This is a genomic window from Methanobacterium paludis (genome assembly GCF_000214725.1).
Classification (GTDB): Archaea; Methanobacteriota; Methanobacteria; order Methanobacteriales; family Methanobacteriaceae; genus Methanobacterium_C; species Methanobacterium_C paludis.
Window position 1 is genome coordinate 1,307,698 of sequence record NC_015574.1, and the last position, 20,247, is coordinate 1,327,944.

20 protein-coding genes are annotated in these 20,247 nt (G+C 35.0%); 6 read left to right on the forward strand and 14 right to left on the reverse strand.

Annotated features, from left to right (window positions below):
- Positions 1-10: 10 nt before the first annotated feature.
- The gene (locus MSWAN_RS06095; RefSeq protein ID WP_048187960.1) at positions 11-955 is read left to right on the forward strand and encodes a zinc ribbon domain-containing protein; all 945 of its coding nucleotides are present in this window, start codon (positions 11-13) and stop codon (positions 953-955) included.
- Positions 956-1,026: 71 nt separating this feature from the next.
- On the opposite strand, the gene MSWAN_RS06100 is transcribed toward MSWAN_RS06095, so the two are convergent.
- Positions 1,027-1,458, reverse strand: a complete 432-nt coding sequence (locus tag MSWAN_RS06100; RefSeq protein ID WP_013825745.1) for an ACT domain-containing protein — start codon at positions 1,456-1,458, stop codon at positions 1,027-1,029.
- Positions 1,459-1,491: 33 nt separating this feature from the next.
- The gene (locus MSWAN_RS06105; RefSeq protein WP_013825746.1) at positions 1,492-2,790 is read right to left on the reverse strand and encodes a phenylacetate--CoA ligase family protein; all 1,299 of its coding nucleotides are present in this window, start codon (positions 2,788-2,790) and stop codon (positions 1,492-1,494) included.
- Between the two features lie 390 nt (positions 2,791-3,180).
- Between MSWAN_RS06105 and MSWAN_RS06110 the strand changes: the two genes are divergently transcribed.
- From MSWAN_RS06110 to MSWAN_RS06115, 3 genes are all read left to right on the forward strand, one after another.
- Positions 3,181-3,594, forward strand: a complete 414-nt coding sequence (locus MSWAN_RS06110) for a hypothetical protein (protein ID WP_013825747.1) — start codon at positions 3,181-3,183, stop codon at positions 3,592-3,594.
- 476 nt (positions 3,595-4,070) lie between these two features.
- The gene (locus tag MSWAN_RS12950) at positions 4,071-4,241 is read left to right on the forward strand and encodes a hypothetical protein (protein WP_013825748.1); all 171 of its coding nucleotides are present in this window, start codon (positions 4,071-4,073) and stop codon (positions 4,239-4,241) included.
- A gap of 558 nt (positions 4,242-4,799) precedes the next feature.
- The gene (locus MSWAN_RS06115; protein WP_013825749.1) at positions 4,800-4,970 is read left to right on the forward strand and encodes a rubredoxin; all 171 of its coding nucleotides are present in this window, start codon (positions 4,800-4,802) and stop codon (positions 4,968-4,970) included.
- Positions 4,971-5,104: 134 nt separating this feature from the next.
- On the opposite strand, the gene MSWAN_RS06120 is transcribed toward MSWAN_RS06115, so the two are convergent.
- The 12 genes from MSWAN_RS06120 to hcp form a co-directional block, all read right to left on the reverse strand.
- Positions 5,105-5,719, reverse strand: coding sequence for a superoxide dismutase (locus MSWAN_RS06120; RefSeq protein WP_013825750.1), 615 nt, complete (start codon positions 5,717-5,719; stop codon positions 5,105-5,107).
- 126 nt (positions 5,720-5,845) lie between these two features.
- Positions 5,846-6,532 (reverse strand): peroxiredoxin, encoded by a 687-nt coding sequence (locus MSWAN_RS06125; RefSeq protein ID WP_013825751.1) that lies wholly within the window; start codon positions 6,530-6,532, stop codon positions 5,846-5,848.
- Between the two features lie 304 nt (positions 6,533-6,836).
- Entirely contained in the window at positions 6,837-7,346 is a 510-nt protein-coding gene (locus MSWAN_RS06130; protein ID WP_013825752.1) for a ferritin, read from the reverse strand.
- A gap of 101 nt (positions 7,347-7,447) precedes the next feature.
- Positions 7,448-7,609, reverse strand: coding sequence for a rubredoxin (rd, locus tag MSWAN_RS06135; protein ID WP_013825753.1), 162 nt, complete (start codon positions 7,607-7,609; stop codon positions 7,448-7,450).
- Positions 7,610-7,624: 15 nt separating this feature from the next.
- On the reverse strand, positions 7,625-7,786 hold the full coding sequence (locus tag MSWAN_RS06140) for a rubredoxin (protein WP_013825754.1): 162 nt from the start codon (positions 7,784-7,786) through the stop codon (positions 7,625-7,627).
- Positions 7,787-8,082: 296 nt separating this feature from the next.
- The gene (locus MSWAN_RS06145) at positions 8,083-8,514 is read right to left on the reverse strand and encodes a pyrimidine dimer DNA glycosylase/endonuclease V (RefSeq protein WP_013825755.1); all 432 of its coding nucleotides are present in this window, start codon (positions 8,512-8,514) and stop codon (positions 8,083-8,085) included.
- 100 nt (positions 8,515-8,614) lie between these two features.
- The gene (locus tag MSWAN_RS06150; protein WP_013825756.1) at positions 8,615-9,016 is read right to left on the reverse strand and encodes a universal stress protein; all 402 of its coding nucleotides are present in this window, start codon (positions 9,014-9,016) and stop codon (positions 8,615-8,617) included.
- Between the two features lie 151 nt (positions 9,017-9,167).
- A complete protein-coding gene (locus MSWAN_RS06155) occupies positions 9,168-9,719 on the reverse strand; it encodes a flavin reductase family protein (RefSeq protein ID WP_013825757.1) in 552 nt (183 codons plus the stop codon).
- Entirely contained in the window at positions 9,720-11,453 is a 1,734-nt protein-coding gene (locus MSWAN_RS06160; RefSeq protein WP_013825758.1) for an ABC transporter ATP-binding protein, read from the reverse strand.
- A 323-nt stretch (positions 11,454-11,776) separates the two neighbouring features.
- Positions 11,777-15,991 (reverse strand): beta strand repeat-containing protein, encoded by a 4,215-nt coding sequence (locus MSWAN_RS06165; RefSeq protein WP_013825759.1) that lies wholly within the window; start codon positions 15,989-15,991, stop codon positions 11,777-11,779.
- Between the two features lie 789 nt (positions 15,992-16,780).
- On the reverse strand, positions 16,781-16,996 hold the full coding sequence (locus tag MSWAN_RS06170; RefSeq protein WP_013825760.1) for a tautomerase family protein: 216 nt from the start codon (positions 16,994-16,996) through the stop codon (positions 16,781-16,783).
- A gap of 324 nt (positions 16,997-17,320) precedes the next feature.
- A complete protein-coding gene (gene hcp, locus MSWAN_RS06175) occupies positions 17,321-18,625 on the reverse strand; it encodes a hydroxylamine reductase (RefSeq protein WP_013825761.1) in 1,305 nt (434 codons plus the stop codon).
- 397 nt (positions 18,626-19,022) lie between these two features.
- Here hcp and MSWAN_RS06180 point away from each other — a divergent pair, with 397 nt between their 5' ends.
- Both MSWAN_RS06180 and MSWAN_RS06185 read left to right on the forward strand, forming a co-directional pair.
- The gene (locus tag MSWAN_RS06180) at positions 19,023-19,502 is read left to right on the forward strand and encodes a flavodoxin family protein (protein ID WP_013825762.1); all 480 of its coding nucleotides are present in this window, start codon (positions 19,023-19,025) and stop codon (positions 19,500-19,502) included.
- A gap of 181 nt (positions 19,503-19,683) precedes the next feature.
- Positions 19,684-20,118, forward strand: a complete 435-nt coding sequence (locus MSWAN_RS06185; protein ID WP_013825763.1) for an SHOCT domain-containing protein — start codon at positions 19,684-19,686, stop codon at positions 20,116-20,118.
- Positions 20,119-20,247 lie beyond the last annotated feature (129 nt).

Genomic DNA, 20,247 nt, shown 5'->3' on the forward strand with positions numbered 1-20,247 from the left:
GATAAAACAAATGCTTGAGGCAAAAAGAAGGGGGATAGATCTTAAAAGGGAAAACTTAAACTCGGAAAATTTTAAGATCTGCCCATCTTGCAAAGCCAAAAACCATGAAAGAGCTTTATTCTGTGTTAAATGCGGACATAAACTAGATAAAATTACTAAAAACAATAAGATATGTCCATCCTGCAACGCTGAAAACTTAGCTAAAGCTAAATTCTGCACCAACTGTGGGAACAAGCTACAAAGTATGGAAGAAGAATTTGATAAAATTTCAGATGTATCTTCAAAAGAAACTCAAACCCTTCACAAAGAACCAAAAATAGATAAAAAAGAATTTAAAGACATTGAAGAACCTGAAATCATTAAAACATCAGTTCCAAATAAAGAATTAGTAAATAAAAAAATATGTCCAGCCTGTAAATCTAAAAACCTCAAAAATGCGAAATTCTGTGTTGTCTGCGGAAAGAATTTTGAGGGAAATGATCTTAAAGATGAAGATTTAAACAAAGAGAGAACAGAACTGGCTTTCATAGAAACGAAAAATGAACCATCACTTCTTGATAAGGTTGGTAAATATTCGCAAGAAGAAAAGATATTTGATCTTAAGATTCAGACAGAAATCAATGTCCCTGAAGATATTAATAAGATCAACGACGGATCAAAACTTGAAACAGAAACAAAACCATTAATATCCAAAGATTTGAAAGAAAATGGGAAAGTTGAAGGATTTGGGGATATGGAATCTGAGGATGTAAAATCTGAGGATATAAAGTCTGAAGATATAAAGTCTGGAAATGTAAAATCTGAGGATACAAAATCTGAATCAGAGACTCCTAAAAAAGAAGGAAATGTAGATCCAATTGAAAAAATAAAAAAGGCAAAGGAACTCCTTGATATTGGTGCAATAACCTCCGAAGAGTTCAATGCAATCAAAAATAAATACCTTGAGAAAATTTAGATTTCTCTTAGATTCTCTTATTCTCTATCTAATAAAATAAAAAAGAAGTAAAAAAAGTGAAGATGTCAAATTTAAAGGCTGTAAACTTCTTCAGGTGAGAGCATAGGCACTCCACCTTCTTCAAGGGCTTTTATACCTGCATCAATATCTTCCGTACGCAGTACGACTATTGCTTTCTCACATTTTTTCTCTGCAAATGCATATAAATACTCCACATTAATATCTGCACCGTTCAGAATCGTAAGGATATCATCAAGCCCACCGGGTTCATCTGAAACACCAACAGCTATGACATCGTTCACTTTAACCACAAAATCACTCTCTTCAAGTATTTTTTTGGCTTCAGCGGGTTCTGGAACTATCATTCTTAAAATACCAAATTCAGATGTGTCTGCAATTGAAAGGGCTCTGATGTTGATCTTGGCATTTGAAAGTATGTTAACTGCTTTCCATAACCTGCCTTTCCTATTTTCCAGAAATATGGATATTTGTTTTAACTTCATTTTATCCCTTCTTTACTTTTATATACCTTCAATTCACATATTTCTTTTATCAATCACTCTTACAGCTTTTCCTTCACTTCTTGGAAGACTTTTTGGTTCAACAAGGTTTACATTAACACGCAACCCAATTTCACTATGTATACGACTTTCAATATCCCTTTTAACGTCTTCTATATGTCGGACTTCATCTGAAAAGAGTGCAGGTGAAGTTTCAACCTGAACCTCTAGTTCATCAAGCTGCTGTGGCCTTGTGACTATGATCTGATAATTGGGCTCAAGTCCCTCTATTTTCATGAGTGCCTTCTCAATCTGGGATGGGAACACGATTACTCCTCTAATTTTGAGCATATCATCTGAACGTCCGGTGATCCTGTCCATTTTAACCTGAGTTCTTCCACAGGAACATTTTCCTCTCCTGAGGGCTGTTATGTCCTTTGTACGGAACCTTATAACTGGCATTCCTTCACGTGTAAGGGTTGTAAGTACGAGCTCTCCTTTTTCTCCCTCTGGAACTGTTTTAAGTGAATCAGGGTTTATGATCTCTGGGTAGAAATGGTCTTCAAAGATGTGAAGTCCATTTTTAGCCTCACATTCCATTGCGACACCAGGACCTATGATTTCAGTTAAACCGTAGATATTATGTGCTGATATGTGCAACCTTTTTTCGAGTTGGTCTCTCATTTCTTCTGTCCACATCTCAGCTCCAAAGCATCCGGCCCGGAGTTTGAGTTTTTCTGTATCTATACCATCATTTGCAGCCACTTCTGCAAGGTAAAGTCCATAGGACGGTGTGCAGCTGATTATATCTGTTTCAAAGTCCTGCATGATTTCAATCTGTCTTTTGGTGTTACCTGCAGATATTGGGATCAGGGTTGCACCAATTTTCTGAGCACCATAATGAATACCCATACCACCAGTAAAAAGACCGTAACCGTAACTGTTCTGGATTTTATCTTTTTTACGGGCACCCGTCATTGTAAGGGCTCTTGCTATAACCTCACCCCATAGATCAAGGTCTCCTCTGGTATATCCTGAAACCGTTGGTTTTCCTGTGGTTCCTGATGTTGTGTGAACCTCAACAATATCTTCAATCGGAACTGCAAACATTCCAAATGGATAAGCAGCCCTGAGATCTGTTTTTGTGGTGAAAGGAAGTTTTTCAATATCTTCCAGGGTTTCAATATCTTCGGGTTTTATATTAAGTTCGTCGAATCGTTTTTTATAGTAGGGCACATTTTCATAGGCCCGCTTTACAACTGCCTGTAATCTCTGAAGCTGCAGTTCTTTTATTTCTTCTGCAGACATACACTCTGCTTCTTTATTCCAGATCATGAATATCTCCTGTCTATAAAATCATTAATTTTAAATTTGATGTATCATTGTTCGTTGATAGTATAAGATAACTTTTTCTCTCAACAGAGATATGTTGGAATTCCTTATTAATTAAATTTTCAAAAAAAGTCGGATTATTAATTGATCTTGAGATCGAAGCTCACTGAATTTTGGTATATGCAGTATATACAGCTTCCAAGATACCATTGGTTTTTACTTATTTATTATTTAATTTATTAATATGGGTTATTTTTCAAATTTCGGTCCTATTCAAAATTTTGATTCTAAATGAATGACTAAATGAATAATTTTAGTGAATAAAATAACAACTCTTAAATAATCGCTTGAAAATATAGTTCAAAGCATGTAAAATATGTAGGAGTTTATCAAATGCATAAAAAATTGATTGGCGGAGTAGTTGTTTTGATAGTTTTATTGTTAGTTATTGTCGCAGCCAATTCAGGTTCTTCATCTACAGAACCCGTACTTAATGTTTCAAACATTAAAGCAAGCAATGTAGGTTACGGGATGTATGAGATAAGAACTAATGTAACACCTTTAAAAGATTTTGATTATCTTGAAATGGCAACAACCTACTATGACAAAAATGGTTCAGTTATTGACAAAAACTCATCAGCATGGAACATTAACCATACTAAGGCAAATCATGTTTTGAAAGTTTCCAATATGAAATCATTTTATAAAAAAGGAAAACCCGCCAAAGTTGAAGTTCAGTTCTTTGATTCACCACACCATGGTGGAGGTAAATCTTCAGCAATTTATTGCAGGAATGTGACTCTTTAACCGTTTAGTTAATTTCTTCTTTTTTCTTTTTTTTGTTTGAGGATCTCAAGCGTAGTCTTTAAAACCTTTGCTAAGTAAATTATCATGATGTTTGGATACTACTCATTTTCAAAGTTTCAATAATTTCATCGAAACCCTCTTAGAATTATATTAAAGATTCTAAAAATTAAAAATTAAATTTTGATGAATCTTTCGCTTTTTTATAAAAATTTAGCCCGGGTTTCTCAGCATCTTATCTTATTTCAATTTCTTTAGAAACAGTAAACCTCAAAAAAACATTAAAATGCATATTTATACTATTTTTAAATATTTAAAGCATTACTATCCTCGACACAAACAATTTAACCTTTAAATTCTCCAATTTCATGTAAAAGAGCATATTTGTATTACTAAAACTATATAACTTTATATAGTTGTCTCGATAATAGTTAAGCATTGAATATTAGATTATTTACCAATATTTAGGAGGAAAAGAGATGGAAAATAAACAAATAGATTTTTTATTGTATATTTTGGGTTTTGTAGGACTTATAGTCCTTCTTGGTGGAGTATTTAATTTATATGAGTTTAAGTATGGTCTTTTTGGTGCTATTATAATATGGTTTATAGCTGGAGCATCTAGAAAATATTATGGCATACCTAAATAACAACAATAAACACAGTTTAAGTTTGTTTATGCATATATAATCTTTGTTTTGTTATAATTTTAATCTTCAGGTATTCCTTTTTTTGATCATATAATTTTTACAATTTTTTGATCATACAAAATTTGAAAAAGTGTATTATATTATATTCACTATTTTTAATTAGATTTGATTTACTGACATACCCCTTGAATTTGAGAGCTGATCTAAAATTCAAGTTGTTTTTGTTAGTTTCAATTAATTTGGCGAACTTCTTTTAAAATTTTCTTCCATTATTATTTTAGGGCTTTTTAGGCAAACACTAAAGCATTAAAGCAGTTTAGAACTTATTATATATACATATGAATAATTAATGCAGTTTAAATCTAATTTTAACTATAAATCTACGTCTAATTTAATAAAATTAATTAGAAATATATTAATATGTAATAATTACAATATATCTTTGTTACAAAATATTGAAGAATTTATATAACTATTTAATAATTTTATCAAATTACTCCAATAATGATCATAAAATTGTTCATTAAAATAAAACTTTTAAAAGTGGGGGTAAATCATATGGATATATATAAATGCAGTATATGTGGCTATACTTACGATCCCGAGGTTGGTGACTCCCGGAGGGGAATAAATCCGGGCACTCCCTTTGAAGAACTGCCAGATAACTGGTCCTGTCCTCATTGTGGTGCTGGTAAAATTAGATTCAGAAAACCAAGCATATATGGGTAAAAACTGGCTAAAATGATAACATTGTATTAAACATTATCAAAAAATTATTGAAAATTAATTGAGTTAATTTTCTCATTGAGTTTAGTCACTTATTTTAAGGAAAATTTAATAGAAAAAAAATAAAAAATAAAGGTTTAAAGTGACGAATCAAGCCAAGCCTCTACTCTTTTGTTCACTTCATCCCAGTTCACAATGTTCCAAAATGCATCCACAAATTCAGGACGTCTGTTTTGATAGTCGAGATAGTAGGCATGCTCCCAGACATCAAGGACCATCATTATCCTGAAGCCTGGAATCAGGTTCACGTTGTGTTTTTCAATTTGCATAATGAATATTCTATCTGTTCTTTTGCAGAGAGTCAGTGCAGCCCATCCAGAGCCTTCAGCCCCTACCGCAGTCTGTGTGAACTCTTTTTTAAACCTTTCAAAACTTCCATAGTCTTTTTTTATGTATTCTGCTATCTTTCCTGTGGGTTCGCCTCCACATTTTTCTGCAGGTCCCATATTTCTCCAGAAGAGTTTGTGGAGCACGAAACCTCCAACATGGAATGACAATTCCTTTGCAACTGCTTTAACGTCAAATTCTTCCGAATCTCTGGAGTCGAATTTTTTAAGCAGGGCATTTGCACCGTCTACGTATGCTTGATGGTGTTTGTCATGGTGTATTTTAAGCTGTTCCTCTGAAATATAGGGTTCCAGATCCTTATAGCCATAAGGGAGTGCTGGCAGTTCATAAAACTTTTTTTCCATATTTTATTCCTCCTTTTACACCTTTTCATTTCCTTAATCTTATTGAACGATTTCAGAAACCTATTTAAATGATTTCAGAAACCTCTAAAGTTTAATCACCAGTTTAATATCCCAATTATCGTAACATCACCATTTATAAAAACTTCTGTAGCAAAGCCACCAATCAAAGTTTTCATATTCTGAGGGGTTCTTTTTAACAGCTTCAACATCAGCTGCAGGTGGAATAATCAAACCTTTTCCAATAAGTTCATTTTCAGGCCAGTTTGCAGGAATTGCAACTCCTTTTTCCTCAACTTGCTGGAATCCCTCAATCATACGGATTATTTCATCTATGTTTCTTCCAAGTTCCTGGGGATAATACAGTATTGCCCTTATTACTCCTTCTGGATCAACTATAAATACAGCTCGAACAGTATTTGTGGCTTTTGCAGGGTGTATAAGTCCTAATTGTTCTGCTACTTTACCTGTGTCCGCAATTACTGGAAATTCTATTTCAAGGTCCAGATTATCCTTTATCCATTCTATCCATTTGAGGTGTGAGAAAACCTGGTCAACACTCAACCCTATTAACTCGCAGTTAAGTTCTTTGAACTTATCATACCTTTTCTGGAATGCATAGAATTCCGTTGTGCATACCGGTGTGAAATCAGCAGGATGGCTAAAAAATACAAACCATTTACCATTAAATACCTTTGGAAGCTTCATCATACCTTGCGTTGTTTGAACCTTCATTTTAGGGAATTTATCCCCTATAAGGGGCATTCCTCTACCTTCTTTCTTCATGCATTTTACTTCGTATACTTTTTCTCCCATAACAGATCCTCCGTAGATAATCCGGTTACTCTTGTGTTTAATATAATAATGTTCATCTGTATTATTTATTTCGATTTTAACCCCATCAAACTCCCCTTGTTATTAATACTTAATAAAAATTGGAGAAATACGATGTAAGATCATTAAATTTCCATTAATTTATCAAAAACATTATAAACAATATTATAAACAATTTTGAAAATTTATTAGAAAACATCTAAAAATTAAAAGAAATAAAAGAAATATTCAATTTAAAAAAGAATTGAAGATATAACAAATAAATAAAAATAGAAAATAAATCAAATCATTTTGTCTGTGTTGGTGGAGTAAAAACCCTTTTTGCAAGTTCACTGTCGAGCATGAACATTCCACCGGGAGCATCACCCATTAATTTAATTTTTTGAAGCACTCCGCTTGATGACTCCTCTTCTTCCACCTGTTCTGCAACGTACCATTGCAAGAAATTGTTGGTGGCATGGTCTGAGAGGGCCACGGCAAGGTTAACGAGCTGGTTTATGAGGTCTGTTACCATTTTTTCGTGTTCGTATACGTGTTCAAAGACTGCCAGTATAGAATCCCAATCATGTGGTGGCGCATTTATCTGAGTTAAGGTAACCTTTCCACCCCTTTGTGCTATGTAATCGTAGAATTTCGTTGCATGGGCAAGCTCTTCTTGAACCTGGACTCTCATCCAGTTAGCAAAGCCCTTTAGATCCTTTGAATCAAAGTATGCTTCCATAGAAAGGTAGAGATATGCGGAATAAAGTTCAGCATTGAGTTGGCTATTTAAAGCATCCTGCATTTTTTCATCCATTAATTATACCTCCTTTAAAGACATTTAAAGAATTTAATCTTCTTAAAACCTTAAAATCTTAAAAAAATATTAATTTTAAAAAATCAATCATATTTTAGGTATTAATCTAACTCTTCAAATTTATCTTTTCCTACTCCACATAAAGGACAGCACCAATCATCCGGCAGTTTCTCAAAGGGTGTACCAGCTTCAATTCCAGAATTTGGGTCGCCCTCGTCAGGGTCATAGACGTATCCGCATACTGTGCATATAAACTTTTTCATATTAGTCCTCCTGGTTTAGTTTACAGAAATGAACCTATTTATACCAGCACCACACTGGGGACAATGCCAATCCTCAGGCAGTTCTTCAAAAGAAGTACCTGGTTTTGTTTCTCTTCTGGGTTCGCCCACTTCAGGGTCATAGATGTATCCGCAGACCTTGCACTTATACCTTTTCATCTTCATTCAGTTAGCCCCGCTTAATTTGTAGAACAATTTTTAAATAATTTTTTTTGAAACAAATTCCTATTTTTAGAATTACAGGTCTTGTCCTATAATAACTTAGTACGTTTAATTTAATATTTTTTTGTTTTTAAAAGGATGAAATCACTTTTTTTTTGTTTTATTCAAAAAAACGATCAGAGTTTATTAGTTAGGAACTATTTTAAAAAAAATGATTTTAAAGAATGAAAATATAATGAAGAACTGTTTTAATGTCAATTATAGAAAAATAAAAGAATTAAAAGTAATAATGGTTAGTGCACCAATTCCCATGGTTCTACATCACCTTCAACAACCTTAAAAATAGGATTAATCAATGGAATATCTAAATTTTCAAGCTCCAGGTATCTTACGTGATCCCTAACATCTAATTTTCTTTTAAGATGTTCAAGTTCGTATAAGATCTGTCCACGGGTTACTTCAATCTTGTAATTTGTAAATTTGTCCCCAATTTTACCCCTATTAAATTTATAACCCCTTAATTGTGATTCTTTGTAGACATTCAGGAGATAGGTATCGATAGCAACTACGGGATCTGGCTGGTTTTTGAACCTTTCAAGCTGAGGGTGATTCCTGTAACCACGGGTTTCACCTTTAAGTACGGTTCTTGCAAGCAATCCCTCTCTCCAGAGGGCAACAAGACCTTTACAATCAAGGTACTTTGGATGAAGACTCCACAACCTCATAAAAATCTCCGTTTACCATTTAATAGCTTTACAAATAAAAAAAATTAAGGAAAATTAAAAAAAATTATAGTATGTTTATAAATCAAAGAACCCCCTAAACTTAAGATTTTTTCAAAAGTAATACAGGGACTTTAACTGTTTTTAATGTACTTTCAGCCACGCTTCCCATGATCAATTTCTCAAGACCCGTTTTTCCATGGGTACCGATGACAATAATGTCCGCTCCAACTTTTTCAGCTATTTTTTTCATGTCCCGAGTAGGATTTCCCACTAAGAGAACCTCATCAACCTTCACACTATTTTTTTCCCCTTTTTCTTGTACCTTCTTTAGTATGGATTTTCCTTCCTCTTCGAGAACTTCAAATGGGTATATGAGTTTATCATCGATTATATGAACTGCCACAACCTTTGAATCAAATTTTTTTGCCATTTCAATTGCAACATCTTCTGCTTTTGATGCAAATTCTGAGCCGTCAGTTGGAACCATTATATTTTTAAACATTTAATCACCGTTTAGAATTTATTTATTTAATTAAGTCATTATTAACATTTTATTAAAAATACTAAGTTTCCTTAGTTTTTAAGTTTCCTTAGTTTAGCCAGGGATAGGATTATCCTGAATTTCATTCAAATCCAAACCATTAACTTCCTTATCATTCAACTTTCCTTAAATGATCACCGACAACGAAGTTTACACCACCCAGATGCAGAACAGGTTTTACATTTTCCACATCAAGAAGACCATCCTTTAAAGCTTTAGAATCTGTGTCAACATACACAACTTCACCAACTACAAGTTTATGATCCCCCAGTTCTATGATCTCGTGTACTTTACACTCAATATGGGCAATACATTCCCCTATTTTAGGAGGTGAAACTTTTGAAGATTTTATCTGGGTTAAATCTGCTTTTTCTATCTCGCTTACACCGTAAGGAAATTTTTCTCCCGTAATCCATAATTTCTCAAGAATTGCCTCGTTTGGTATGTTCACAACAAATTCGCCTGTTTCTTCTACGTTTTTATAGGTGTGGTGGCTTGGTACCGATGCAAATGCAACAAGCGGAGGTTTTGTGGAAACGGGCATTGTAAAAGAAAATGGAGCCGCATTCACTTCACCTTTAAAGTTCATTGTTGTCACTATTATGGCCGGCCTGGGGGCTAGTACCCTGTAGGCGTTTTCAACTTCCAAAGATTTAAAATCCATTTAAACACCTGCCATCTGTTTTTTAAGATCATCAAAATCTTTGAGGTAATCTGCATGACACCTTTCTATGAATGTATCGCAGAGTTTGTGGGGATTTCCATCCATGACAAGATTTCCATCTTCCATCATAATTGCTCTGGTTGTAACTTCTTCAATGAAGTCAACATGATGACTCACCATCAATATGGTTGTGTTAAATTTTTTGTTTATCTTTTTAAGTGAATTTGAAACTATTCGGAGGGTTATGGGGTCCAGATCTCCAAATGGTTCATCCAGTACCAAAAGTTCAGGCTGTGATGCTAAAACCAGAGCAAGTGTGGCTCTAACTTTCTGTCCCCCTGATAGTTCATAGGATCTTCTATCAAGAATTTTCATAGGTAAATCCAGGGCTTCAAAAATTGGTTCCGCGTATTTTTTAACCTCTGTATCTGGGAAACTTGGGAACAGTTCTTTAAGGATATCTGAGGAGAGACCTATTTTTTCAAGCTGATGTTTTGCTTCGGTTTCAGGGAGGTCTGTAAGCTGGTATAATATGTCCAGAACTTTCTCACTTATTCCCAGTTCTTCAGCTTTCTTTTTAGCTTCTCCAACCACATTTTCTCCTTTAATACCAAGTCTTGAGGCTATCTGACTTCTGATGGTTGCATGGTGTACAAGGGAAAATTCCTGGTGCATGAATCCCATTTTACGCCTTACATCCATCCTCATGATTCCAGGCTGGTGCATGTCAACCCATTCATCGTTCAATTTGAAATAAACATTTCCTGCATCAGGAAAATCAATACCTGCAATCATTCTAAGTAAAACAGTTTTTCCAGCACCACTAGGGCCCATAAGGGATATTATCTCACCTTTTTTGACGTCAAAATTAATATTTTCAACTTCAAGAACATTTCCCCCCTTAATAAGGAAGAATTTCTTCTCTAAATCCTTTACTTCTATTACAGGTTCGCCCACATCTGCTGGATCTCGGGAAGGTTCGGGTAAATCCATTCCTTTGACAAATTTTTGAATTATATCATCAGGAGAACCTTCATCAACTATGTTTCCATCTTCCATAAGCATGACACGTTCTGAAAGATATTTGTGAACTTCTGGAAGATGAGATACCACGATAACTGTGACTCCCAGTTTTTCGTTGATGTTTTTTATGGCATCGAGTATTTCCTGTTTGGTTCTTGGACACGACATTGTTGCAGGTTCATCAAGAAGCATTACTTCAGGTTTTTTTGCAAGCTGCCTTGCCATTATCAGTCTCTGTTTTTCTCCACCGCTTAAAACCGGGGCAAAATGATACGCTTTGTGGCCAAGGCCCACAACATTAAGTATTTCCAATGCTTCACTCTCAAATTCATCAAAAGCAAATTCAAAGTCAGTTTGTGCTTCATCACCATATTTGGCACCGTATAATTTTCTTATAACGTTTTGTATGGCTGTTTCAGGCCACAAACCAAAGGACCTCTGGAGGTGTATCGCAGTTGCATGGCGGAGTTTTCTGGAATAGTAAGGCGTTGAATCGTATGAAACCTTCACACCATCCATAATTATATCCCCACTATCAAAAGATTCTGCACCCCTTAAAATTCGCAACAATGTAGTCTTTCCAGACCCGCTCATCCCAATAATCCCAACGATCTCTCCCTTTTCAACATTAAAATTTATATCATCCAAAGCCTTGATCTCTGCACCATCTTTCATTTTATAAGTCTTAGACACATTTTGAACACTTATCATTGAGTACCACCGTTGATCTTAAAAATATAAAGCTTTATTATCTTGATTTGTGTTTAATGAATTACTCTGATCTTTCATAATATTTTGCTAATCATTTAATAGATTTTCTATGTCAAGGTTAATAAAATATGTTTTTCATGGAATTCATAATGATAAACAGCGGTGCATAAAATTTTAAAATGAATTTTTAACGCTTTAAATATTCTAAATTAAAAATTTAGTCCATAAAACTTATTTTTTTAAAGTTTAACATGAAAAATGAGTTCAAATATTAGATAAAATATAGTTAACATAAAAAAAATAAAAAAAGGGGAAAATTGGGTTTATTTTTTACGTGGTGTTAATATTCCGCCAAGAACAGCTAGAATTGCTAGTATTAATCCTGTTATTGGCACGCCCGTAGTTTGCATGGCTATTCCTGTTTGTGTTGCTGCGTTCACGATGTTTGTGGATTTATTTCCTGTGATGTTTCCTGTTGAAACACCACCCTCATTACCACCGTTACCCTCATTACCACCATTACCACCGTTACCCTCATTACCACCATTACCACCATGGTTTTGTGGTTTTACCTTGATGGTTATTGTTGTTGAGTTATTGTTCTGGTTGTATTCGTTTTGAGCTATTTTGGCAATGTTAGTCACAGTTGTTCCTGCTAATGAAGCTTTAGGTGTAACAAATAGTTTTAATGTTGCACTGGTACCGTTAGCAAGGGTTCCAACGTCCCATACTCCAGTAACGCTGTTGTAGGTACCCTGACTTGCTGTGTAACTGTTAAAGATCAAACCAGCAGGTATAACATCAGTCACCTGAACACCCGTAGCTGTATCCGGACCATTATTCGTTACTGTTACGGTGTAATTGAACTGCTGCCCAACATTAGGATTAGTATTGCTTGTGGTTTTGGTTAACTTTACATTGGCCTCAGGCACATGTACGGTTGCATTGACTGTTTGACCTGTGTTTACTAGTGTTGCATTATTAGTCACATTTGTTCCAGCTAATAAAGCTGTAGGTGTAACAAATAGTTTTAATGTTGCACTAGCACCACTAGCCAAAGTTCCAACATCCCATAATCCAGTAACACTGTTATAGGTACCCTGACTTGCTGTGTAACTGTTAAAGGTTAAACCAGCAGGTATAACATCAGTCACATGAACACCATTAACAGTACTTGAACCATTATTCGTTACTGTTACGGTGTAATTGAACTGTTGACCTACATTAGGTGCATTGTTGCTTGCGGTTTTGTTTAACGTTACATTAGGCACATGAGGCACAACTACAGTTACACTGACTATTTGACCAAGTGATGTTGCGGTGTTAATTACACTTGTACCAGCTACAGAAGCTGTAGGAGTAACAAAAAGCAATAATGTTGCACTGGCACCACTATCTAAAGTTCCAACATCCCATATTCCAGTAACACTGTTGTAGGTACCCTGAGTTGCTGTGTAACTGTTAAAGGTTAAACCAGCAGGTATAACATCAGTCACCTGAACACCCGTAGCACTACCTGAACCATTGTTAGTCGCGATTACAGTATAACTGAACTGCTGACCCACATTAGGTACAAGATTACTGGTGATTTTAGTCAAAGTTACATTAGACACAGGAGCCGTAGGCACAACTACAGTTGCAGTGACTATTTGACCCAACGTTGTTGCGGTGTTAATTACACTTGTACCGGCTGCAGAAGCCGTAGGTGTAACAAACAATTGTAACACTGCACTGGCACCACTGGCAAGGGTTCCAACATCCCATATTCCAGTAACACTGTTGTAGGTACCCTGAGTTGCTGTATAACTGTTAAAGGTTAAACCAGCAGGTATAACATCAGTCACCTGAACAGCAGTAGCACTACCTGAACCATTGTTAGTCGCAGTTACGGTATAACTGAACTGCTGACCCACATTAGGTACAAGATTACTGGCAGTTTTGGTTAATGTAACATTAGACACAGGAGCCGTAGGCACAGCTACAGTTGCGCTAGCTATCTGACCGGGTGTTGTTGCGGTGTTAATTACACTTGTACCAGCTACAGAAGCTGTAGGAGTAACAAACAATTGTAACACTGCACTGGCACCACTAGCAAGGGTTCCAACATCCCATATTCCAGTAACACTATTGTAGGTACCCTGACTTGCCGTGTAACTGTTAAATGTCAAACCAGCAGGTATAACATCAGTCACCTGAACACCAGTAGCAGCACCTGAACCATTGTTAGTCGCAGTTACGGTATAACTGAACTGCTGACCCACATTAGGTACAAGATTACTGGCAGTTTTGGTTAATGTAACATTAGACACAACTGTGGGCACAGCTACAGTTGCACTGGCTGTTTGACCCGGTATTGTTGCATTGTTAACTACGGTTGTACCAGCTACAGAAGCAGTAGGTGTAACAAAGAGCAGTAATGTTGCACTGGTACCATTAACAAGGGTTCCAACATCCCATATTCCAGTAACACTATTGTAGGTACCCTGACTTGCCGTGTAACTGTTAAAGGTTAAACCAGCAGGTATAACATCAGTCACCTGAACACCAGGAGCATCGGCTGCACCACTGTTAGTTGCGATTATGGTGTAATAAAACTGCTGACCTACATTAGGTAAGCTATTACTGGCGGTTTTGGTTAATGTTACATTAGAGACAGGAGCCGTAGGCACAAATACAGTTGCATTACCTGTTTGGTTTGTGTTTATTAGTGTTGCAATTTTAGTCACGTTTGTTCCGGCTACAGAAGCCGTAGGTGTAACAAACAATTGTAACACTGCACTGGCACCACTAGCAAGGGTTCCAACATTCCATATTTCAGTAGCATGGTTGTAGGTACCCTGACTTGCTGTGTAACCATTAAATGTTAAACCTGTAGGTATACCATCAGTCACCTGAACATCGGTAGCGTTGTCTGGACCATTATTAGTCACGGTTATGGTGTAACTGAACTGTTGACCCACATTAGGTGAGCTATTACTGGCAGTAACGACCATATTCATAGTGTAATTCAAAAAGTTTGATGTGTCCACTGTTCCAACTACATCTCCAGGCGCTGGGCCAGTGACAAATCCCCACCAATTACGTCTAGCATCTACTGTTCCAGTATTATTTATGAAACTTACGGTTATTACGTTTCCGCTTTGGGTTGCTACTACATTATTGACGATGTCTCTACCTGTTGTTGCGTGGTTGTCCACAAGTGCATTGTCGGTTACTGTTGCTGTAGCGGCATTGTTTAATGTGGTACGTGTGAGTGTATTGTCGGTTACAGTTGATGTTGCATCGTTGTAGACAGCTCCTCCATTTAATGCAGAGTTGCCTGCCATTGTGTTGAATTGTGCTGTTATTGTTGCATCATTATTTATGGTGTAGTCTGTGAATGTACTGGTAGTAGTTACAGATGTTATTGCGCCGTTGTAGATGGCTCCACCATTTATATTCGCGGTGTTGCCTATTAGGGCGCTGTTAGTTACTGTTACTGTTCCACTATTAAGTGCTGTTGTACCTGTTGTGGCAGTTCCAGTAAGTGTGCTTTGAGATATATTTAAAGTTGCAAGGTTACTAATGGCTCCACCATTATTTGCCGTGTTATTCATAAATGTGCTGTCTGATATTGTTGCTGTTCCACCATTTTGTGTTATAACCGTACGTGTGAGTGTGCTAAATCCTACTACGTTAAATGTTGCATCGTTTGCGATAGCTCCACCATTACCTGTTGCAGTGTTACCCGTGAATGTACTGTTGATTACAGTTAATGTTCCACCATTCTGTGTTATGGTGTAATCCGTGAGTGTAGTGCTGGTGGTTATGTTTATGGTTCCAGCGTTGTAGATAGCTCCACCATTCTGTGCACTGTTGTTTGTGAATGTGCTGTTGATTACAGTCAATGTTCCACCATTCTGTGTTATGGTCTCGCTTGTATGTGTGGTTGAAACATAGTTTAATGTTCCGTCATTGTAGATGGCTCCACCATTGCCTGTTGCAACGTTGTTTATGAATGTGCTGTTTGTTACTGTTAGTGTTCCATTATTGTAAATGGCTCCACCATCACCTGTTGCAGTATTACCCGTCAATGTGATGCCATTTATTGCCAAGATTCCATTATTGTTAATGGCTCCATCATTCTGACTGCTTCCGTTGGTTAGTGTTAAATTGAGAATATTGGCAGTCACTCCGGGTGCAATGTAAAATATAGTTCCAGCATTGTTTCCATCGACTATTGTGTTCTGCTGGCTTTCGCCTATGATCGTCATGTTGTTGTTGATAGTTATGTTATTTTCATTGTAGGTTCCATTGGATATATGAAGAGTTCCAGCCGTTGTAAACGTACCTGTGGCATTTGTTATGGTTTCTTTTGGCCCGCTTGTACCATTCCATACAGCAGATTGTCCGTCCCAACTGTTGTTTCCAGCTGTGCTTACATAGAGCTGTGATGAGTCAGCTGCAACAGCGCCAATCCCAAAAGAGAACAGAACCATAACTCCCAAAAGTATTAAAGGAACCTTCAGAATCATTTGTCTATTTTTTTCTATTTCCATTGGTCTTTTTCACCTCTTTTATGCTTGTTTTTGGATATAGAAAGATCTAATAAAAATAATAAAATATCCCATATCCATATAAAATTAATACCCTATAATTAATACATTTTTCGATTATTTTATTCAGAACACGGATAATTACAACGAACAGAACAATCGAAAAAAGAATATGATCCCATACTAAGAATAAATCATAATTAAACATTTTCTCAATGTATGAACCATATTAAATAACAAAAACACCATTTTTACATACATAAATAGATCATATAAATATTAAATATACAATAATTATCAAAATTGTTCAATCACAAAAAAGAGCAGTCAAATGACTTTTCTACATCTTTCAATAATCTTAATTTTTGTCTGATCATTGAATCAAATGCGTGAGCAAAAATTATATAAATTGTGATCAATAAAAATATTATACTATTTCTTTGTTTAATTAACATGATATTTCAGCCACATAATTAATGATCAGTATATAATTAAAATTTAAACTTATTTTAGGTATTTTTACTTAATTAAACCAATCTGCAACTTTACTTTAATCTAATTTCATCGCTAAACTCGCTAAGAATAGTAGACATAAATTAATCGAACACATAAAAGGAAAGATTGAGGAAATGAGGGATATATTAAAGAATAGGTAGCTTATTAAAATTTAGAACAGGTAGCTTATTAAAATCTGAGCCGCAAGCTATGCAAGATTAAATTAATAACTCATTAATGAAGATTTCTGAAATTAAGAGATTAGAAAACAAAGAAAAAAACAAAAGACTTGATTTATTATTTTTTCCAACCAGGTATTTCCACACCCTTAAATTTTTCTGAAGCGGGTACTCCACCTATACCCCAATGAGATTGAGGTACTTCATGTATTAAGATTTCAACAGCTTCTGCCGGAATATCCAAATCAACAAAGACTTTAGTCAAGTTTTCAATTAAATAATTTATTTTTTCTTGCTCAAAACCTTTCCATACATTCACATGAACCACAGGCATCTTATCACACTCCAATATTTAATATTGTTATCTATTAAAACTAAAATAAATATAACATTACCAATTAAATAATTACAAATCAAAAGAAAATAGAGATTAAAAGATATTTTGCATGAATCAGTTCACATAAACTAATGTTTACATGGAAGTCCAATTTTATTCTTTAAACTCAAATTAATTAATTTGATAACTTTATTTTTAAAATTAACTATCTAAAAAAAATAAAGAAGAATTTAAGGAAAAAGTAACTCTTTAATAAAGATTTAAGGTAAAATAAGTTCTGGATGACCCAAAAAAATATTTAAGGATTTTTTAATTAATATATCATCCTAAAATATTTTTTATATCTTGTTCAGGGTTGCCTATTGGTTTTATATCGTAGTTTTCCACCAGAACATTTAGTATATCATCATTAACCCATCCCGGCATTATAGGGCCGAGGTATATTCCTTTAATACCTAATGAGAGAAGACTCCAAAGTATTGATACTGCTTTCTGTTCCATCCAGCTTAAAACAAATGTAAGAGGTAGATCATTTATTTCTAAGCCGAAAAGTTCTGATAGAGCTGCTACAATATCTATTCCAACAATTGCATCATTACATTGGCCTAAATCTATAAGACGTGGCACTCCCTCAATATCTCCAAGCTGCAGGTCGTTGAACCTGTATTTTCCACATGCAATCGTTAAAACAACGGTATCTCCGGGTAGTTTCTGCACAAATTCCCTGTAATATTTGGCCTGTGGTTTTGGTGAGTCGCATCCTCCAACAACAAAGAAATGTTTTATTTTACCTGCTTCAACAAGTTCTTTTATTTTGTCTGCAAGTGATAGGACTGTTGATCCTCCAAATCCTGTTGTGAAAACTGTTTCTCGTGGTTCGTCCTCAAGTTCTGGTAACGATTTGGCTTTTTCAATCAGTGGTGTGAAGTCATAGCCATCAATGTGTTTAACCCCTGGAAGTTGTGCAACACCTAATGTGAATATTCTGTCTTTATAATCTGCAGTAGGTACAAGGACACAGTTTGAAGTCCCAAGTACTGCGACAGGATATTTTTTGAAAGTTGTTCTCTGATCGAACCATGGACCTCCAAGCTGACCCACAAGATGGTCGTACTTTCGAAGTTCAGGGTATCCATGGGCTGGAAGAAGTTCAGAATGAGTGTAAACATTAATTCCAGTTCCTTCAGTCTGTTTTAGAAGTTCTGCAAGTGCTTTAAGACTGTGGCCTGTTGCTAAAATACCTGGCCCTTTAACAGATCCCACAGGAACTTCTGTTGGTGTTGGTTCACCGTAGTTGTCTATATTAGCTTTCTTCAAAAGCTGCATTGTTTTTATATTCATCTGACCTGCTTCAAGTGCCAGTTTGACAAACTCTCCCACATCAAAATTCACGTTGGTTAAGGTGGAGTAAAAACTTCTCTCTAAAAATGCATCAACCTCAGGGTCTGTGTATCCAAGCTCCCTTGCATGATAAAGGTATGCTGATATTCCCTTAATTGCAAAAAGCAAATTATCCTGAAGCCTTGCAACTGTAGACTCCTTACCACAAACACCTTTCACAGTACAACCGGTTTCCCCTGCTGTCTGTGAGCACTGGTAACAGAACATGTCTAATTTTTCTTGCATATTCATTTCCTCCATTAAATTATACCAATATTCATCTATGAAACACCAATATTCATTCAAATAAATTTTTTCAAGAATTTTTCTCTACAAAATTTTATAAATATTTGTTCGTCAGATAACGAATGTTCCATGGTATACTAACAGCAGTATATAAAAGTTGCGATTTTGTTCGCCAAACAGCGAATGTTCTGAATTATACGAACATCATTCAGAAGCTGATGAAAAAGAAGATAGTTCTGTTCAATAGATTGTACTTATGATAAGAGACATATTAATGAAATGGAACAAAAAATACGATAAAACCTATAAAAATGATTCTTAAACTAATAAAAAATAAACCTAATAAAATTAAAATTAATTTAGTTCATTATAAATTATTATTCGGAGGTATTTTTTTATGAAAATATTAGTAGCTTTTTATTCGAGATCAGGAAATACAAAGAGGATTGCAGAATCAATATCAGAATCTTTAAATTGTGACATTGAGGAAATTGTGGATACTGAAAAGAGAGGAGGTGTCATTGGTTATATTAAATCAGGATATGAGGCTTTTAGAGGTAAGTCATCTAAGATAGAAGATACTAAAAATGATGTATCTCAATATGATCTAGTTATTATAGGCACTCCTGTCTGGGCAGGAAAAATGGCAGTTCCTATCAGGACGTATATCACTCAGAATCATGCTAAATTTAATAACATGGCTTTTTTCAGCACAGCTGGTGGAACTAACTTTGATAGTACCTTCAGTGATATGAAAGAAGTTAGCGGAGCATCCCCAATAGCTGAAATAGGAGTAAGAGCAAAAGAAGTACAGGATGGAAGTTATAAACCTAAAATAGCTGAATTCTTAACTAAAATCCAACAATCTGATAAATAAAAAATTTAAAACCTTTGGCAATGAATTTATAGATTCTGAGAAGGAATCCAGAACCTATTTACTTTTTTTAGGAGTCCTGATAACTCTAACAGCAATACACCCCAAATTTTTTTAATATAAAAAAACTTACAAAGTTATTCACTAATTTCACACAATTACTCTAATAAAGGAAAAGGAAACGATGACAAAAGAAGAAACAAGTTTACCTTGTAACCATAATTCCAACTATGGAAACATTATACTAAAAGATGAAGGAGTTTCCATCAGTTTAAGAAGTAGTAATCCCTTTTCAGATACTGTAAAGATTGAACTAATTAAATATCAGGATATACTAAGGGTTCACTATGATAAAGGGTTTTTATCCAAATGGCCCAAACTATACATCGAAACTACCACAACTTCTAAAAAAATTGAAATAAATGTTGCTGACCTAAATATTTTACAAAAGTTTGTAGACAAGTTAAATTCTCGTATTTTTGAAGTTAAAAACAAAGAAAACACACCTAAACAAAGTTCAGCAGACAAATTAAAAGAAGCTAAAGAACTCTTGGACATAGGAGCTCTCAATCAGGATGAGTTCGATGAAATTAAACAGAAATACTTAAAAGAATTTTAAAATTAAGGCTCCATATCTTAAACAGGTCTTAACTATATAATTTTAAAATGTAAAATGGTCTTAACACTACCAAAAACCACTAGTTTCCACGTGTTTTCACAAAATTCAACTAATTAATACAGAAATGGT

Coding starts and splice junctions, on each gene's coding strand:
- MSWAN_RS06095 (WP_048187960.1), top strand. CDS start 11: ATGCTTGAGGCAAAAAGAAGGGGGATAGATCTTAAAAGGGAAAACTTA.
- MSWAN_RS06100 (WP_013825745.1), bottom strand. CDS start 1,458: ATGAAGTTAAAACAAATATCCATATTTCTGGAAAATAGGAAAGGCAGG.
- MSWAN_RS06105 (WP_013825746.1), bottom strand. CDS start 2,790: ATGATCTGGAATAAAGAAGCAGAGTGTATGTCTGCAGAAGAAATAAAA.
- MSWAN_RS06110 (WP_013825747.1), top strand. CDS start 3,181: ATGCATAAAAAATTGATTGGCGGAGTAGTTGTTTTGATAGTTTTATTG.
- MSWAN_RS12950 (WP_013825748.1), top strand. CDS start 4,071: ATGGAAAATAAACAAATAGATTTTTTATTGTATATTTTGGGTTTTGTA.
- MSWAN_RS06115 (WP_013825749.1), top strand. CDS start 4,800: ATGGATATATATAAATGCAGTATATGTGGCTATACTTACGATCCCGAG.
- MSWAN_RS06120 (WP_013825750.1), bottom strand. CDS start 5,719: ATGGAAAAAAAGTTTTATGAACTGCCAGCACTCCCTTATGGCTATAAG.
- MSWAN_RS06125 (WP_013825751.1), bottom strand. CDS start 6,532: ATGGGAGAAAAAGTATACGAAGTAAAATGCATGAAGAAAGAAGGTAGA.
- MSWAN_RS06130 (WP_013825752.1), bottom strand. CDS start 7,346: ATGGATGAAAAAATGCAGGATGCTTTAAATAGCCAACTCAATGCTGAA.
- rd (WP_013825753.1), bottom strand. CDS start 7,609: ATGAAAAAGTTTATATGCACAGTATGCGGATACGTCTATGACCCTGAC.
- MSWAN_RS06140 (WP_013825754.1), bottom strand. CDS start 7,786: ATGAAAAGGTATAAGTGCAAGGTCTGCGGATACATCTATGACCCTGAA.
- MSWAN_RS06145 (WP_013825755.1), bottom strand. CDS start 8,514: ATGAGGTTGTGGAGTCTTCATCCAAAGTACCTTGATTGTAAAGGTCTT.
- MSWAN_RS06150 (WP_013825756.1), bottom strand. CDS start 9,016: ATGTTTAAAAATATAATGGTTCCAACTGACGGCTCAGAATTTGCATCA.
- MSWAN_RS06155 (WP_013825757.1), bottom strand. CDS start 9,719: ATGGATTTTAAATCTTTGGAAGTTGAAAACGCCTACAGGGTACTAGCC.
- MSWAN_RS06160 (WP_013825758.1), bottom strand. CDS start 11,453: ATGATAAGTGTTCAAAATGTGTCTAAGACTTATAAAATGAAAGATGGT.
- MSWAN_RS06165 (WP_013825759.1), bottom strand. CDS start 15,991: ATGGAAATAGAAAAAAATAGACAAATGATTCTGAAGGTTCCTTTAATA.
- MSWAN_RS06170 (WP_013825760.1), bottom strand. CDS start 16,996: ATGCCTGTGGTTCATGTGAATGTATGGAAAGGTTTTGAGCAAGAAAAA.
- hcp (WP_013825761.1), bottom strand. CDS start 18,625: ATGCAAGAAAAATTAGACATGTTCTGTTACCAGTGCTCACAGACAGCA.
- MSWAN_RS06180 (WP_013825762.1), top strand. CDS start 19,023: ATGAAAATATTAGTAGCTTTTTATTCGAGATCAGGAAATACAAAGAGG.
- MSWAN_RS06185 (WP_013825763.1), top strand. CDS start 19,684: ATGACAAAAGAAGAAACAAGTTTACCTTGTAACCATAATTCCAACTAT.